The organism is Microbacterium sp. NPDC088619 (assembly GCF_044752825.1).
Classification (GTDB): domain Bacteria; phylum Actinomycetota; class Actinomycetes; order Actinomycetales; family Microbacteriaceae; genus Microbacterium.
Map to the genome: position 1 here is coordinate 931,453 of NZ_JBIVLZ010000001.1, position 15,453 is coordinate 946,905.

Sequence of the window (15,453 nt, forward strand, 5' to 3'; positions counted from 1 at the left end):
GGATCCTCGTGTCCGAGGCACCCGCTCCTCTTTCTCAGCTGGAGGCACCCATGGTGCGTTTCCTCGTCGTCCCGCAGTGGCAGGGCTCCCCCGCCGCCCGCGCGATGCTTCTCGTCGACGGCGCCTCGGCGATCGCCGGTGACCTTCCGCGTGCGGCGACCACCGTGCTCGATGTGCCGGTGGAGGCAGGCGAGTCTCTGGGCACGGGCGTTCGCCGCCTCAGCGCACTCATGCGCACCAGGGAGCTCGTCGATGCGAGCATGTCGGCCGACACGGTGATCATCGGCGGCGATTGCAGCGTGACGGTCGCGGCCCTGGCGGCTCTGCCGGGTGGGACAGACGACCTCGCCGTCGTGTGGTGCGACGCTCACGCCGATATGCACACGCCCGACACCTCGCCCTCCGGCGCCTTCTCGGGTATGGCGCTCCGCGCGGTGCTCGGCGAGGGCGAGACTCAGCTCGCCGTGACGCCCGGGATTCCCCGTGATCGAGTGGTCACGGTGGGCATGCGCAACCTCGATGATGCCGAGCTCACCGCTCTGGACGGCCTGACACAGCTCTCCGTCGAAGATCTCGAGTCGCCCGATGCCCTGGCCGACGCGGTCGAGGCGACAGGCGCACGCCGCGTGTGGGTGCATATCGATGTCGATGTGCTCGACCCCGCCGAGATCGCCGGAGTCTCCTCTCCTGCCCCGTTCGGACTCGCGCCCGCAGCTCTGAGCGCAGCGATCCGCGCGCTGCGGGCACGCGTGCCGCTGGCAGGCGCCACCATCGCGGGGTTCGCCCCTCGGTCGCCTGCCGATGCGGTCGATGATCTCGGCGCGCTGCTTCGTCTCGTCGGTGCAGTCGCATGACTGCTGACTGGCGTCCGGCCGCCGAGCTCGCCCTGGCCCGCGGTCGACGACTCGACCGACGGATCCCCGCGTTCCTCCTCCGTTCGCCCATCAGCCGGATCGGCTATTGGTGGGGCACGGCCGTCGGCTGGATCTGGGGCTCACTGTGGAGCACCGGCCCCGTCGAGCGACGAGCGGGACTCTGGGTGTTCCGCGGGATGCCGAAATGGACGTTCAATCGCGGTGGGGTCTGCGTGGGCGGTTGCTTCCTCACCGGAGACACGCGTCCGAGCGACGCGATGCTGCGACATGAGGCCGTGCACAAAGCACAGTGGCTGCGTTACGGCTTCCTGCTCCCGGTGCTCTATCTCTTCGCGGGTCGGGACCCGCTGCGCAACCGCTTCGAGATCGAGGCGGGCCTCGAAGACGGCAACTACGTCCGCCGCAGCAGGTCTGCGCCGTAGTCGGCCAGAGCCTTCCGCCGTAGACGAGCGGAGCCCTCGCTTTAGGGGGGGCAGAGCCCTCCGCCTTGGAAGCGCAGAGCCCTCAGCGCTCGAGGGGCAGAAGTCCGAACCGCTCGGGCGCGTGGATCTGAGCGGGCTGGATGTCGAGGGTGTCCGTCAGGTGCTCGACGATGTCGGCAGTGCCGAGGTATCCGCCCAACAGGGTGATGTGCGTCTCGAGCTCGTCGTCGCAGAGCATCTCATCAGCCCAGGCGCAGGTCGCTCGCGCGAGCGCCTGACCAGGAGCGCAGGCGCGGCCCGTTCCGGGTGCACCCGATCGTTGAGCTCGTGCGAGCCAGGTGACCGTCATGCGTCCGGGGGCCTCGATCACGCCGATGTCCGACGCGTCCGCGACCTCGATGAAGATCCGGCCCGATGCGCACAGCGGCAGAGTCGAGAGGAAGACCTCGAGTTCGACGAGCGAATGCTCGTCGGCAGTGACCAGGTGGTGAGCGCGACGACGTGCGGCGCGGCGCTCGGCACGCGTGCTGCGAGTCTCGACGAAGGTCTCCATGATTCAACAATCATACAGCACGTGAAGGGTTGCCTAACCTTGCTCGACGACTTCTTCCACGAGCGCCGACCGGAGAGCAGCGAGCTCCTGATCCGTCATTCCGTTCGCGCGCAGATAGCCGGCGGCAGAGCCCCACCGCTCGTCGACCTGCTCGAGCAGAGCCCTCATGACCGGCGCAGGAGACTGCGTGGCCAACGCGACGGCGTGCACCGCCTGCGGATGCTGCGACCTCAGGTATGCGGCGATCCGGTGCGATCGCTCGGCAGGGAGCAGCGACTCGGTGAGGGCGTAGTCCTCGACGATCGCTTCACGATCGGCACCCACTGCTGCGAGCGCGAGGGCTACCGTCACCCCGGTGCGGTCCTTGCCGACGGTGCAGTGAACCAGGGTCGGCTCTCCGGCCGCGATGATGCGGATGGCGGCGACGAGCCGCTCGCCGCTCTCCTCCAGAAGATGCAGATAGAGGTCTTCCAGACTCGTGTCGGTCTCGAAGAACGAACGCACGGAACCGAGGAAGAGCGGAAGGTGGGTGGTGTCCGGTCCCTCGATCTCGGTCGGCTCCGCGGCGACCTCCTCACCGTCGCGGAGGTCGACGATGTGGGCGACACGACGACGAACCTCATTCACACCGGCCGTGGTGGCGGCGGAGAGCTGGCCGGAGCGCAGCAGCATCCCCGAGCGGATCCGCCCGCCGCCAGCGGGGAGCCCGCCGACGTCGCGGAAGTTGTTGACGCCGTCGATCTCGAGGACGCTCATGCCTGCGCCTGCGGGGCACGCGGCGGAACAGGGTATCGACCGGCGATGACGACCCTGTTGAAGGCGTTGATCGAGACGCAGGCCCAGCTCAGAGCCGCGTACTCCTTCTCTGTGAAGACACCGCCGACACGGTCGTAGACCTCGTCGGAGATGCCCTCCTCGGAGATGAACGTGAAGGCCTCGGCGAGCTCGAGCGCAGCCTCCTCGCGGTCGCTGAAGACATCGCTCTCACGCCATGTCGCGATCTGCATGAGCGTGTCCGTGTCGATGCCGGCTTTCAGCGCCCTGTCGACGTGCAGACGTGTGCAGTAGCTGCATCCGTTCAGCTGCGAGGAGTGGATCATCACGATCTCCTTGATCCGATCGTCGATGCCGTTCGCGGCGCAGATGTCCCCGACCGTGCGGGCGAACGCGTCGAGCGCCTGATAGGCCGCTGGCTCGGTCTTGGAGAGATGCACTCGGGTCTCGCTCATGCCTCAATGATATTCCGAAATGCACTCGTCCCGGCGAGTTGATGCGAGTGGCCGTGAATGCAGAACAATAAGCAAGTAGGCGCTCTCATGAGCGTTCTGTGCGCCGTAGCGGCGTTCTCGCTTCACAAATTGACCTCGCATTTCCGCAGCACCCGGAAAGCAGAGCAGAATATGCAGGTGGCGAACGACACCAACGAGTTCAACTATCTTCCCGCACAGGCGCAGGCGATGGGGGTCCCCGTGCCGCCCGTCCGACGAGTGACCCTGCCACTCCCCGATGGCCGTCATGTCAGCGCGCTGTTGTTCGGCGACGAGACGCCCCGCGTCACGCTGCTGCACGGTGCCGGTCTCAACGCCCACACGTGGGACACGACGGTGCTCGCACTGCAGCAGCCGGTGCTCGCGATCGACCTCGCCGGGCACGGCGACTCGTCGTGGCGCAGCGACGTGGACTACACCCCTCGCACGCTCGCGATCGACGTCGCAGCAGCACTCGACGCCTGGACCGATGGCACACAGCTGGTCGTCGGCCAGTCGCTCGGCGGCCTCACCGGCGCCGCCCTCGCTGCAGCCCGCCCCGACCTCGTCTCGGAGCTGATCGTCGTCGACATCACCCCTGGCATCGACACCTCTGCCGGACCGGCCGCCCTGCGGGAGTTCTACGCGGGCCCGACCGATTTCGAGACCCGCGACGAGCTCGTCGATCGCGCGATCTCCTTCGGGTTCGGAGGCGCCCGATCCGACACCGAGCGCGGCGTGTTCCTGAACACCCGTGTGCGTGACGACGGCCGTGTCGAGTGGAAGCACCACTTCGCGCACCTGGCCGCTCAGACGCTGGCCGCGCACGACCGTGGCGACGTCTCGGCGCCGTCCCCGCTCCACACCACCGGATGGCAGGATCTCGCGGAGACGACGGCCCCGGTGACCCTGGTCCGGGCAATCGACGGCTTCGTGAGCGAGGCGGATGCGCAGGAGTTCGGCGAGCGCCTGCCGCATGCACGCGTCACCGCCATCCAGGCCACCCACAATGTTCAGGAGACGGCGCCCGCCGAACTGGCGTCGCTGATCTCCTCGTCCCTTCCACCTCGCGGAATGTGACGTTCCGTTCCACATTCCGCCCTCACCGCCCGACACATCCCTAGGCTCGATCCAACGGCACACAGCAACTGCCGCACCGAGAGGAAACAACCCATGTTCCGACGTACGCGACGACTCGCGCTGATCTCCGCGATCGCGGCGAGCGCCATCGTCCTCACCGCCTGCGCAGGTGCCGCAGAGCCGGAGACCACCGAACCGGCCGGAGAGCCTGATCCCGACGCGACGCTCCAGGTGGGCCTCGTTCTGGAGCCCACGAACCTCGACATCCGTCACACCAGCGGCGCCGCGCTGGAGCAGATCCTGATCGACAACATCTACGAGGGTCTCATCAGCCGGACGCAGGAGAACGAGATCGTGCCGCGGCTCGCCTCCGACTACGAGGTCTCCGAAGACGGACTCACCTACACGTTCACCCTGAACGACGGCATCACCTTCCACAGCGGTACCGCGCTCACCTCCGCCGATGTCGTCGCCTCGTACGAGGCCGTGCGCACGGACCCCACGCTGCAGGGCAATGCCGAGTTCACCTCGGTGGCGTCGATCACAGCGCCGGACCCGACCACCGTGCAGATCGTGCTGACGGAGCCGAACCAGAACTTCCTGTTCTCGTTGACGGGTCCTGCCGGCCTCGTGTTCCAGACCGGAGACACGACCGATCTCAAGACCGCCGAGAACGGCACGGGGCCGTTCACCCTGACGCGATGGAACAAGGGCAGCGCCATCACCTTCGCCCGCAACGAGGCCTACTGGGGCGAGCCGGCAGGGGTCGCCGAGGTCGAGTTCCAGTACATCCCCGACTTCACGGCAGGGGTGAACACGGCTCTCGACGGCGGTGTACAGGTCCTCACGGCGGTGGATCCGAATCTCGCCCCGCAGCTCGAGGAGTCCGGTGACTTCTCGCTCACGACCGGCCGGACCACCGACAAGGCGACGCTCGCGTTCAACAACGCCAAGGCGCCCCTCGATGACGTCCGGGTGCGCGAAGCACTGCGTCTCGCGATCGACCACGAGGCTCTCGTCGAGGCCGTCGGCGCGGGCTCCACCCTCTATGGACCGATCCCCGAGCTGGATCCCGGTTACGAGGACCTCTCCGACGTCATCTCCTACGACCCCGAGAAGGCCAAGGAACTGCTCGCCGAAGCCGGGCAGGAAGATCTCGAGCTCACCCTGACGATCCCGAACTTCTACGGCACGACTGTTCCGAAGGTTCTCATCTCCGACTTCCAGAAGGTCGGAGTCACCCTCGACGTCGACTCGGTCGAGTTCCCGGCCTGGCTGGAGGACGTCTACACCAACCACGACTACGACCTGAGCTTCGTGCTGCACGTCGAGCCGCGCGACTTCGGCAACTTCGCGAACCCCGAGTACTACTTCGGGTACGACAACGCCGAGGTCCAGGGCCTGTACACCGAGGCATTGGCCGAGGTCGACCCGGACAAGTCCGCAGCCCTGCTCGCCGAGGCCGCTCGGATCGTCTCCGAGGACCACGCCGCGGACTGGCTGTACAACGGTGCGACGATCACTGCCGTGAGCCCGCTCGTCACGGGCTTCCCCGAGGACTCGATCAACTCGCGCATCAACCTGGCCGGCGTCACCGTGGCCACCGAGAAGTGATGACGCGCACTTCGTGATCCGCTACGCGCTCGTCCGAGGAGTCCTGCTCATCGCAGGGCTCCTCGTGTCGAGTGCAGTGATCTTCCTGACGTTGCGGGTCTTTCCCGGCGACGTCGCACAACTGATCGCGGGAACCCAGGCCTCCCCCGCCGAGGTCGAGGCGCTCCGCGAATCGCTGGGCCTCAACCGCCCCCTTCCGGCACAGTACGCCGAGTGGATCGGGGGCATCTTCCGCGGCGATCTCGGCACGTCGCTGCTCTCGGGCGCATCAGTCGGCGAGGAGCTGCTCGAGAAGGCGCAGGTGACGGTTCCGCTCGGGATGCTCGCCCTGCTGATCGCCGTTCTCATCGCAGTGCCCTTCGGCATCCTCGCCGCGCTGCGTCGCGGGGGCCACGGCGGCACGGCCCTCAGCGTCGGCGCACAGGCCCTCGCGGCCGTGCCGGTCGTGTGGGCGGGGATGATGCTCATCGTCGTCTTCTCGGTCTGGCTCGGCTGGCTTCCGCCGCAGGGCTTCCCTCGCACAGGATGGGCCACGCCCTGGAAGGCGATCGAGTCGCTCCTGCTGCCCGCACTGACGATCGGCATCGTCGAGGGGGCGATGCTCATGCGTTTCGTCCGCAGCGCCACCCTTCAGGCGGCTGGCCAGGACTTCGTCCGCACGGCGGCGGCCAAGGGGCTCACCCGCACCCGCGCCCTCATCTCGCACGGCATCCCCGCCGTGGGGCTCTCGATCATCACCGTGCTGGGACTCCAGATCGCCGGGATCATCGTCGGGTCGGTCGTCATCGAGCAGCTCTTCACGCTGCCGGGGATCGGACGGATGCTGGTGGCCGACGTCGGCACGCGCGACCTCATCAAGGTGCAGAGCGAACTCCTCGTCCTCACCGGATTCGTGCTCGTGGTCGGATTCGTCGTCGACCTCATCCATCGTGCGATCGATCCGCGGCAGAGGGAGGCGTGATGCCCGGTTGGCTTCCGAGGCTGGCGCGATCCGCCACCGGGCGATTCGGCCTGATCGTCGTCGCCGTCGTCGCGCTCACCGCCCTCGTCTCGCTGTTCTGGACACCGTTCGATCCACAGGAATCCGACCTGCGCGCTCGCTGGTCGGTCCCGAGCTGGCCGCATCTGCTCGGCACCGACGACACAGGGCGCGACATCCTCAGCCTCCTCATGGCGGGCTCTCGCACGACGTTGTTCGTCAGCATCGGCGCCGGCGTCATCGCGACCCTCGTCGGCATCGCCCTCGCCGCACTCGGAGCGCTCACCGCCCGTTGGCTGCGCGAGACGGTGGCCGTGCTCGTCGACATCCTGATCGCCTTCCCTGTGCTGCTGATCGCCATGATGATCTCCTCGGTCTGGGGCGGCTCGCTGTGGGTGGTGATCTGGTCGGTCGGCATCGGCTTCGGCGTCAACATCGCACGTGTCACGAGACCCGAGCTGCGCCGTGTGCAGCAGAGCGACTTCGTCCTCGCCGCGCGGGCGTCAGGCCTCACGACCGGACAGAGCCTCGCTCGCCATCTTCTTCCGAACGTCGCCCCGGTGTTCATCGTGCAGCTCTCGTGGTCGATGGCGGTCGCGGTGCTCGCCGAGGCCGGACTGTCGTACCTCGGCTTCGGCGCCTCGGTCACCGAGCCGAGTTGGGGGCTGCTCCTCGCCGACCTCCAGCGCTACATCGGGGTGCATCCGCTCTCGGTCATCTGGCCCGGTCTCGCGATCACGATCACCGTGCTCGCTCTCAACCTCCTCGGCGACGGCCTGCGCGAGGCCACCGACCCCACGCTGCGCCACCGCGCTGCGGAGACCCACACACCGGCGGTGATCGCATGAGCCTCGAGGTGACAGACCTCGTCGTCCGCATCGACGGGCGTCCCGTCGTCGACGGAATCTCGTTCGAGGTGCCGGACGGATCCCGCCTCGGACTGATCGGCGAATCCGGCTCCGGCAAATCACTGACCGCTCTCGCGGTGCTCGGCCTGCTCCCCGATGGCGCGGTCGCGAGCGGCAGCATCCGCTGGGACGGCACCGAGCTGATCGGACTGCCCGATCGCGAACTCGCGAGACTGCGCGGCGACGAGATCGGGATCGTGTTCCAGGAGCCCCGCACCGCACTGAACCCGATCCGCACGATCGGCAGACAGATCGCCGAGTCGATCCGCATCCACGAGGGCATCGGTCGGCGGGAAGCCCGCGAGCGGGCGATCGAGGAGGCAGCGCGCGTGCGACTGCCCGACCCCGCAGCGATCGTCGATCGCTATCCGCATCAGCTGTCCGGCGGTCAACGACAGCGAGTGGCGATCGCGATAGCGCTCGCGTGCCGGCCCCGCCTGCTCATCGCCGACGAGCCGACGACCGCTCTCGACGTCACGATCCAGGCGGAGATCCTCTCGCTGCTGTTGAATCTCGTCGAGGAGCAGGGCATGTCGCTCATGTTCATCACGCACGATCTCGCGGTGCTCGCCCAGGTGGCGACCCAGGGCGTCGTCCTCGAACACGGACTCGTGGTCGAGGCCGCCCCCGTGAGCACACTCCTCACCGCTCCGGCATCCCCGATCACGCAGGGGCTTCTCCGCGATGCCACCGCCACCCTCTGGCGACCGGAAGGGGGCGTGCGATGAGTCTGATCGAGGCCCGGGCGCTGCGACGCGACTTCGTGGTCCCGAAGCGGTCGACGTTCGAACGCACCCGGCGACAGACCGCACTGGCACCGACCGATCTCGACATCCTCGAGGGGTCATCCGTGGGCATCATCGGCGAGTCCGGATCGGGCAAGTCCACTCTCGTCCGGCTGCTTCTCGGCCTCGACAGCCCGACATCCGGCACCGTCACGGTCGATGGCAGGACGGTGGACGCCTCAGCCTCCGCGCGATCGCTGCACTGGCTGCGCCGTCAGACCGGGCTCGTGTTCCAGGACCCCTACGCATCGCTGGACCCGAGGATGACCGCCGCGCAGATCGTCCGTGAGCCCCTGTGGGCGCTCGGGATCGACGGAGATCATCGCGCCAGGGTGCGTGAGGTCCTCGAGCAGGTCGGCCTGGAGCCCGATATGGGCGACCGGTATCCGCATGAGTTCTCGGGCGGACAGCGGCAGAGGATCGCCCTGGCGAGGGCCATCGTGCACCGTCCGCGCATACTCGTCGGCGATGAGCCCCTGTCAGCACTCGATGTGACCGTTCGCGCTCAGATCCTCGAGCTGCTGATCGAGCTGCGGCGCACCGCCGACCTCACGCTGGTCCTGGTGTCGCACGACATCGGGGTGGTGCAGAACCTCTGCGACGCCGTGGTCGTGATGAAGGACGGCAGTATCGTCGAGCGAGGTGCCACCGCAGACGTGCTGCTGCGTCCGACGCAGGACTATACGAAGACGCTTCTGGCAGCGATCCCGGTGATCCCCGCTCCCCCGGTGTGAGTGCGGCTGTCAGCGCCCGGAGCTCGTGCTGAAGAACTTCCGCCGACGACTCGGGCGCAGGGCTCGTCGCATGTAGACGGTGCCGAGGTCGCGGCCGAACTTGTGTCCGACGCGACCCATGCGCCCTGCTTCGACGAATCCGAGCTTGGCGTGCAGGCGGATCGACGCATCCGCCTTGGTGTCGCTGATCACGGCCACCATCTCGCGGATACCGAGGTGCTCGCATGCGTCGATGAGCGCCTGCAGCAGGGCGGCCCCGAGGCCCTTGCCTCCGGCCCCTGGTCCGAGGTAGATCGAATCCTCGACGGTATACCGATACGCGTTCTTCCCGGCCCACGGCTGCGCCAGCGCATACCCGATCACGACACCGGCCGGCGAGACCGCCACCAGGAAGGGCAGGCCGAGCTTGCTCAGCAGTGCGAACTTCTCCCGCCAGTAGGGGATGCTGCTGCGCCGCTCATCGAGGGTCACGACCGAGTTGCTGACGAAATGGTTGTAGATCTCGCGCACGTACGGCAGATCGCCCGACCGCGCAGGGCGGATCGAATAGGAGAACACCTCGGGTTCGGGCTGCGGGCGCAGATGGCGCGGCAGCACACGTCGGCGATCACCGGGCTCGAACTGCATGCGATCAGCTTAGAGGGGGCTCGCCGCCGATGCGCCAGTCGATCGGGCTCGCGCCGAGTCCTTCGAGCATCGTGTTCGCCCGCGAGAACGGTCGGGAGCCGAAGAATCCCCGACTGGCGGAGAGCGGTGACGGATGCGCCGACACGATCACCGGGGTGTCGCCGAGAAGCGGCTGCAGGTTCGCGGCGTCTTTTCCCCAGAGGATCGCGACGAGCGGTCGGTCGCGATCGACGAGGGCGCGGATCGCGAGCTCGGTCACCTGCTCCCACCCCCATCGGCGATGGGAGCCGGCCTCCCCTGGGCGCACGGTCAGCACCCTGTTCAGCAGCAGCACGCCCTGGTCGCTCCACGCGGTCAGATCTCCATGGGGCGCCGACTCGATGCCGAGGTCGCTCTCGAGCTCCTTGTAGATGTTCCCGAGGCTGCGCGGCAGCGGACGCACGTGGCTGTCGACGGCGAACGACAGGCCGATCGGATGCCCGGGAGTCGGATAGGGGTCCTGACCGGTGATGAGCACCTTGACGTCGGACATCGGGCGCTCGAACGCCCGGAGCACATGATCGCCCGCGGGGAGATAGCCCCGCCCTGCGGCCTGCTCGTCGCGCAGTCGCTCGCCGAGGGCGGTGATCGTCTGCTGAGCCGGAGCGAGCGCGTCAGCCCACTCGGGATCGATGAGGCCGTCGTCGGCGAGCTGGGCCAGAGTTCGCGCAGCCATCGTTCAGTCGATGGGTCGCACGCGCAGCGGGCCGCGAGCGAGCAGGTGGTTCGCCGACTGCGCGACGGGTCGCATCGTGATGAGGTCGAGGTTCACATGGCCGGGGGCATCCAGCGCGTAGGCGATCACGTCGGCGACGTCCTCGGCCTGCAGCGGCGCCTCGACCCCCGAATACACAGCCTCTGCAGCGACCGAGTCGCCGCCCAGCCGGTTGAGGGTGAACTCCTCGGTGTGCACCATGCCCGGAGCGATCTCGGCGACACGGATCGGCTCACCGTTCAGCTCGAGGCGGAGAGCGTGCACCAGCATCGCCTGTGCGGCCTTGGCTGCGTTGTAGCCACCTCCGCCGGGGTATGCCACCTGTGCGGCCGTCGACGTCACGAACACCGTGTCGGCGTGCCCGTCCGCCGCCGCGGCCCGCCGCAGCAGAGGCAGGAGACCTGCGACCAGACGCTGGCTCGAGAGCACGTTCGCGTCGTACATCCACTGCCAGTCGTCGATCGACGCGTTCTCGACCCGGTCCGTCCCTCGCGCGCCGCCGGCGACCTGGACGAGAGCATGCACGGGTCCAGAGGCCTCGAGCTCCGTCACCAGCGCTGCCACGGCATCCGGATCCGTCAGATCGCACGCGATCGTCGAGGCACCCGTCTCGGCTGAGAGCGCCGCCAGCCGGGACGCACGTCGTGCGACTCCGACGACTCCCCAGCCTCGCGCGCGCAACGCTCGTACCGTGGCCTCTCCGATACCCGAACTCGCACCCGTCACGACCGCACGCCTGTTCACCATTCCTCCACCGTACGATGTTCCGGCGACTATCTCGCCTCGTGCACGGCCACGTCGCGCTTTCGGGTCGACGATGCGTTCGTCTCCCGCGACCTCGCCTCGCTGGTGAGCACCACCGCGACACCGATTCCGCACAGTGCGAACCCTGCCACGGTGACGACGGTCATCGGCTCTCCCAGCAGGATGCTGCCGGCGAGCGACGTCGCGGGCGCGATCAGGAAGAGCAGAGCCTGCAACGCGGTGATGCCCACCCGTTGCAGCAGCCACCAGTACAGGCCGTAGGCGGCGAGTGTCGGGAACACCGCGGTGAGCACGACCGCGAGCCAGAAGGAGGCCGACGCCGGCGGGATCAGAGTTCCGGTCACCACCGCGATGAGGAGGAGCAGCGCCGCGGTGACCGTCACGTGGACGGTCAGGGTGAGGAGCACGCCGCTCTTCACCGCAGATCTCCGCTGCAGCAGGGTGCCGATGATGAGACACACCATCGCGACGGCCGGGAGCAGATACGCCAGTGGAGGCGCCTCGGAGGAACCGAACTGCGAACGCACCACCAGCAGCACGCCGATCGCTCCGATGACCAGCCCCACCCATTGCGCACCTCTCACCCGCAGACCGAGCACCGGGCCGACGAGCACGGCCACGACGAGCGGCTGCACCGCGTCGATGAGGGCCACGGTCCCGGTCGCAATGCCCACCGCGACGGCGCCATAGACCGCGAGACAGTATCCGAACTGCGCGAAGAGTCCGATCGTGGCCTGGGTGCGCAGATCGCGGGCGCTCAGCCCCTTCGCTCCACCGGAGAGAAGGAGGACGGCGAGGAGGAGGACTGCCAGGGGCACGAAACGCCATACGAGGAGCGTCAACGGCGACACCTCCACCGTGGCGTAGGCGGGAATGATGAATCCCGCGCTCCAGGTCACGATGAAGGCGACGGACGCGGCGACCGTCACGAGGGCATGAAGTAGACCGATCTGTTTACTCATGCGATCGACTATACAGACTGGTATAGTCGATCGCATGACGACGCCCGTTCCCGAGCTCGCCCCGCTCACCCCCGGAGGGCAGCGTGTTCTCGACGCCGCGTCCCGGCTCTTCTACGAACGCGGCATCCATGCCGTCGGAGTAGACACGATCGCCGAAGCGGCCGGCGTCACGAAGAAGACGCTCTACGACCGCTTCGGATCGAAGGAGGCGCTCGTCGTCTCCTACCTCCAGCACCGCGACGCCCGGTGGAGAGAGCATGTGGCCGCACATCTCGCCCGTGTGCCCCTGCCCGGCCCTGAGCGCGTGCTCGCCATCTTCGACGCCGCCATCACCTGGTCCGACGAGAACAGCCCGAAGGGATGCAGCGCCATCAACGCCCGCGCCGAGATCGGCGACGGAAACGACGACCACCCGGTGTTCCCCGAGGTGTCGCGTCAGAAGATCTGGCTGCTCGACGTGTTCGAGGAGCTCTGTGCCGAGGCGCTGATCCCCGATCCCCGGGCGATGGCACAGGCGATGATGCTGCTGTACGAGGGGGCGATCGTGACGGTCGGGATGACGACGTTCGCCGAGCCGTTCATGATCGCTCGCACGTGGGCTGCGAGATTGCTGGGTCAGGCCTGAACCACCCGCCCGTCAGCCCACGAATTCGGCCCGAGTTCATTACGTCACATTTCCCACCCGCTGTTGACAGCCGGCGATATTCCGTACTGTCGCATCATCGACATCAGTCGAACCGACCTTCCAACAGTTCCAGGGGGAACACATGTCCGCACCCGAGACCTGGCGTTTCGAGACGAAGCAGATCCACTCCGGAGCTGCTCCCGACCCGGTGACCAAGGCCCGCGCCACGCCGATCTACCAGACCACGTCGTACGTGTTCGACAGTGCCGACCACGCGGCGAACCTCTTCGCCCTGGCCGAGTTCGGCAACATCTACACCCGCATCCAGAACCCGACCCAGGACGTCCTGGAGCAGCGTCTCGCGGCACTCGAGGGGGGCACCGGCGCCCTCGTCCTCGCCAGCGGCCAGGCTGCATCGACGTTCGCGGTGCTCAACATCGCGGAGGCGGGCGACCACATCGTGTCGTCGAGCTCGATCTACGGCGGCACCTACAACCTGTTCAAGTACACGCTCGCGAAGCTCGGCATCGAGGTCACGTTCGTCGAGAATCAGGACGACCCCGAAGAGTGGCGACGCGCCCTGCGCCCGAACACCAAGCTGTTCTTCGCGGAGACCATCGGAAACCCGCAGATCAACATCCTCGACATCCGCACCGTCGCAGACGTGGCGCACGAGGGCGGCGTGCCGCTGATCGTGGACAACACGATCGCCACGCCGTATCTGATCCGCCCGTTCGAGCACGGCGCCGACATCGTCGTGCACTCCGTCACCAAGTTCCTCGGCGGGCACGGCACCACCATCGGCGGCGCGATCATCGACGGCGGCACCTTCGAGTGGTCGAAGAACGTCGAGAAGTTCCCCGGGCTCACCGAGCCCGATCCCTCGTACCACGGTGCCAGCTACACCGCTGCCGTCGGCGACCCGCTCGCCTACATCATCAAGGCGCGGGTGCAGCTGCTGCGCGACCTCGGCTCGGCCATCGCACCGCAGAGCGCCTGGAACCTCATCCAGGGCATCGAGACGCTCTCGCTGCGCATCGAGCGCCATGTGCAGAACGCCCAGGAGATCGCCGAGTGGCTCGACGGCCGCGACGACGTCGCGTCGGTCAACTACTCGGGCCTGCCCTCCTCCCCCTGGTATGCCAAGGCGAACCAGTACGCCCCCAAGGGCGTGGGCGCGGTGCTGTCGTTCGAGCTCAAGGGCGGCGTCGAGGCCGGTCGCGAGTTCGTGAACAGCCTGTCGCTCTTCAGCCACCTCGCCAACATCGGCGACGTGCGCTCGCTCGTGATCCACCCCGCGTCGACCACGCACGCGCAGCTCACGCCCGAGCAGCAGCTCACGGCCGGCGTCACCCCCGGTCTCGTGCGCCTGTCGGTCGGCATCGAGAACATCGACGACCTCAAGGCCGACCTCGACGAGGCGCTCGGCGCGGCTCGCCGCGTGTCGGAGGCCGCACGCGCCTGACGCTCAGTCGGACACACCAGGTGCCCCGGGCTTCGGCTCGGGGCACCTGCTGCGTTCCGGGGCGCGTACGGCCGGTGCACAGACAGCTCGGTCGACAATGAGAGGCCTGCCAGAGGAGCTCACGATCACCGCCACGCTGAATTCGCCGACACGCCGACGCTCGAGTGCGCGCGCGGGGCGCATCATCGCGGTCGCTGGGCTCGTGGTGCTGGCCATGGTCGTGGGCGTCTGGATCCCCGGCGTCGTAGGCACGGCCGCCGCCGCGCTCCTCCCCTGGTGGGGCCTCGCACTCGGAGTCCTGTCGGTGATCGCGCTCGTCCGCGCGCGCCGCGTCGTCCTGGTGCTGCTCGTGCCCATCCTCGTCTGGGTGCTGGCGATCGCGCCCTCAGCCCCCGGATTCGCATCAGGTGCCGCCGACCAGACGTCCACGGTCGAGATCGTCAGCCAGAACGTGCGCGCGCACTCCGGCGGCGCGGCGGAGTCCGCGGCCGACCTCGCCGCCTCCGGCGCCGACATCATCGCGCTGACGGAGCTCGACGCCGACAGCCTCGCCGCCGCCCGAGACACGCTCGCCGCCGACTACCCGCACTCCTATGCGATCGGCACAGTCGCCGTCTGGAGCCGCCTTCCGATCGCCGATGCGCAGGCGCTGTCGCTCGGCCTCGACTGGAAGCGCGCATTGCGTGTGGTGGTGAACGCGCCGGATGCCGACGTCGCCGTCTACGTCATGCACGCCGCCTCCGTGCGGCCGGGAGTGCAGGACGACCGAGACGCGATGCTGTCCGGTATCGCCGACGCGGTCGCCGCCGACACCGCCGAATCCGTCGTCGTCGGCGACTTCAATGCCGCCTCCGCCGACCCGGCGCTGGGGGCCGTCCGGTCGCAGCTCGACTGGGTTCGACCGACCGACGGCACCCTCGGGTTCACCTGGCCTGCGTCTCTGCCGCTCGCCAGAATCGATCACGTCTTCGTGCGAGGGGCGACCGTGCTCGAATCGACCACGGTGCGAGCCGGCAGCAGCGACCACCTGGCGACCCTGACGACTCTCGATTTCTGAG

Annotated in this window: 18 protein-coding genes; 11 read left to right on the forward strand and 7 right to left on the reverse strand. The window is 68.0% G+C overall.

The annotated features are described in order from the left end of the window. Positions 1-50: 50 nt before the first annotated feature. Positions 51-854 (forward strand): arginase family protein, encoded by an 804-nt coding sequence (locus ACIP5T_RS04835; protein ID WP_400861012.1) that lies wholly within the window; start codon positions 51-53, stop codon positions 852-854. Then, a complete protein-coding gene (locus ACIP5T_RS04840) occupies positions 851-1,297 on the forward strand; it encodes a Fe-S oxidoreductase (RefSeq protein ID WP_400861014.1) in 447 nt (148 codons plus the stop codon). The genes ACIP5T_RS04835 and ACIP5T_RS04840 overlap by 4 nt, the downstream gene beginning before the upstream one ends. A gap of 82 nt (positions 1,298-1,379) precedes the next feature. On the opposite strand, the gene ACIP5T_RS04845 is transcribed toward ACIP5T_RS04840, so the two are convergent. From ACIP5T_RS04845 to ACIP5T_RS04855, 3 genes are read right to left on the reverse strand one after another with little or no spacing between them, the layout of a single operon-like run. Then, positions 1,380-1,850 (reverse strand): SIP domain-containing protein, encoded by a 471-nt coding sequence (locus tag ACIP5T_RS04845; protein WP_400861016.1) that lies wholly within the window; start codon positions 1,848-1,850, stop codon positions 1,380-1,382. Positions 1,851-1,883: 33 nt separating this feature from the next. Continuing rightward, positions 1,884-2,606 (reverse strand): tyrosine-protein phosphatase, encoded by a 723-nt coding sequence (locus ACIP5T_RS04850; protein ID WP_400861018.1) that lies wholly within the window; start codon positions 2,604-2,606, stop codon positions 1,884-1,886. Next, positions 2,603-3,079, reverse strand: coding sequence for a carboxymuconolactone decarboxylase family protein (locus tag ACIP5T_RS04855; RefSeq protein WP_400861020.1), 477 nt, complete (start codon positions 3,077-3,079; stop codon positions 2,603-2,605). Before ACIP5T_RS04855 ends, ACIP5T_RS04850 begins: the two co-directional genes overlap by 4 nt. A 171-nt stretch (positions 3,080-3,250) precedes the next feature. Here ACIP5T_RS04855 and ACIP5T_RS04860 point away from each other — a divergent pair, with 171 nt between their 5' ends. From ACIP5T_RS04860 to ACIP5T_RS04885, 6 genes are all read left to right on the forward strand, one after another. Then, positions 3,251-4,177 carry an alpha/beta fold hydrolase gene (locus ACIP5T_RS04860; RefSeq protein WP_400861022.1) on the forward strand — a complete coding sequence of 309 codons (927 nt, stop codon included), beginning with the start codon at positions 3,251-3,253 and terminating at the stop codon, positions 4,175-4,177. A gap of 93 nt (positions 4,178-4,270) precedes the next feature. Next, positions 4,271-5,791, forward strand: coding sequence for an ABC transporter substrate-binding protein (locus ACIP5T_RS04865; protein WP_400861024.1), 1,521 nt, complete (start codon positions 4,271-4,273; stop codon positions 5,789-5,791). 13 nt (positions 5,792-5,804) lie between these two features. Further along, on the forward strand, positions 5,805-6,752 hold the full coding sequence (locus ACIP5T_RS04870; protein ID WP_400861025.1) for an ABC transporter permease: 948 nt from the start codon (positions 5,805-5,807) through the stop codon (positions 6,750-6,752). Next, complete coding sequence (locus ACIP5T_RS04875) at positions 6,752-7,618, forward strand: ABC transporter permease (RefSeq protein ID WP_400861027.1); 867 nt, start codon at positions 6,752-6,754, stop codon at positions 7,616-7,618. Before ACIP5T_RS04870 ends, ACIP5T_RS04875 begins: the two co-directional genes overlap by 1 nt. Beyond that, entirely contained in the window at positions 7,615-8,406 is a 792-nt protein-coding gene (locus tag ACIP5T_RS04880; RefSeq protein ID WP_400861029.1) for an ABC transporter ATP-binding protein, read from the forward strand. The genes ACIP5T_RS04875 and ACIP5T_RS04880 overlap by 4 nt, the downstream gene beginning before the upstream one ends. After that, on the forward strand, positions 8,403-9,197 hold the full coding sequence (locus ACIP5T_RS04885) for an ABC transporter ATP-binding protein (RefSeq protein ID WP_400861031.1): 795 nt from the start codon (positions 8,403-8,405) through the stop codon (positions 9,195-9,197). The genes ACIP5T_RS04880 and ACIP5T_RS04885 overlap by 4 nt, the downstream gene beginning before the upstream one ends. Before the next feature lie 9 nt (positions 9,198-9,206). Here ACIP5T_RS04885 and ACIP5T_RS04890 read toward each other — a convergent pair whose 3' ends face one another. Genes ACIP5T_RS04890 through ACIP5T_RS04905 form a run of 4 tightly spaced genes read right to left on the reverse strand, consistent with a single transcriptional unit; the run spans position 9,207 to position 12,305 of the window. After that, the gene (locus tag ACIP5T_RS04890) at positions 9,207-9,824 is read right to left on the reverse strand and encodes a GNAT family N-acetyltransferase (protein WP_400861033.1); all 618 of its coding nucleotides are present in this window, start codon (positions 9,822-9,824) and stop codon (positions 9,207-9,209) included. Positions 9,825-9,828: 4 nt separating this feature from the next. Then, positions 9,829-10,539: a uracil-DNA glycosylase gene (locus ACIP5T_RS04895; RefSeq protein ID WP_400861035.1), complete on the reverse strand. Its 711-nt coding sequence runs from the start codon at positions 10,537-10,539 to the stop codon at positions 9,829-9,831. 3 nt (positions 10,540-10,542) lie between these two features. Next, on the reverse strand, positions 10,543-11,325 hold the full coding sequence (locus tag ACIP5T_RS04900) for an SDR family oxidoreductase (RefSeq protein WP_400861037.1): 783 nt from the start codon (positions 11,323-11,325) through the stop codon (positions 10,543-10,545). A 26-nt stretch (positions 11,326-11,351) separates the two neighbouring features. Next, on the reverse strand, positions 11,352-12,305 hold the full coding sequence (locus ACIP5T_RS04905) for a DMT family transporter (RefSeq protein WP_400861039.1): 954 nt from the start codon (positions 12,303-12,305) through the stop codon (positions 11,352-11,354). Between the two features lie 34 nt (positions 12,306-12,339). On the opposite strand from ACIP5T_RS04905, the gene ACIP5T_RS04910 reads away from it, so the two are divergent. The 3 genes from ACIP5T_RS04910 (at position 12,340) to ACIP5T_RS04920 (ending at position 15,452) form a co-directional block, all read left to right on the forward strand. Continuing rightward, on the forward strand, positions 12,340-12,930 hold the full coding sequence (locus tag ACIP5T_RS04910; RefSeq protein WP_400861041.1) for a TetR/AcrR family transcriptional regulator: 591 nt from the start codon (positions 12,340-12,342) through the stop codon (positions 12,928-12,930). Positions 12,931-13,072: 142 nt separating this feature from the next. Beyond that, positions 13,073-14,395, forward strand: a complete 1,323-nt coding sequence (locus ACIP5T_RS04915; protein ID WP_400861044.1) for a bifunctional o-acetylhomoserine/o-acetylserine sulfhydrylase — start codon at positions 13,073-13,075, stop codon at positions 14,393-14,395. Positions 14,396-14,492: 97 nt separating this feature from the next. Further along, the gene (locus ACIP5T_RS04920; RefSeq protein WP_400861047.1) at positions 14,493-15,452 is read left to right on the forward strand and encodes an endonuclease/exonuclease/phosphatase family protein; all 960 of its coding nucleotides are present in this window, start codon (positions 14,493-14,495) and stop codon (positions 15,450-15,452) included. The last annotated feature ends 1 nt before the right edge of the window (position 15,453 follow it).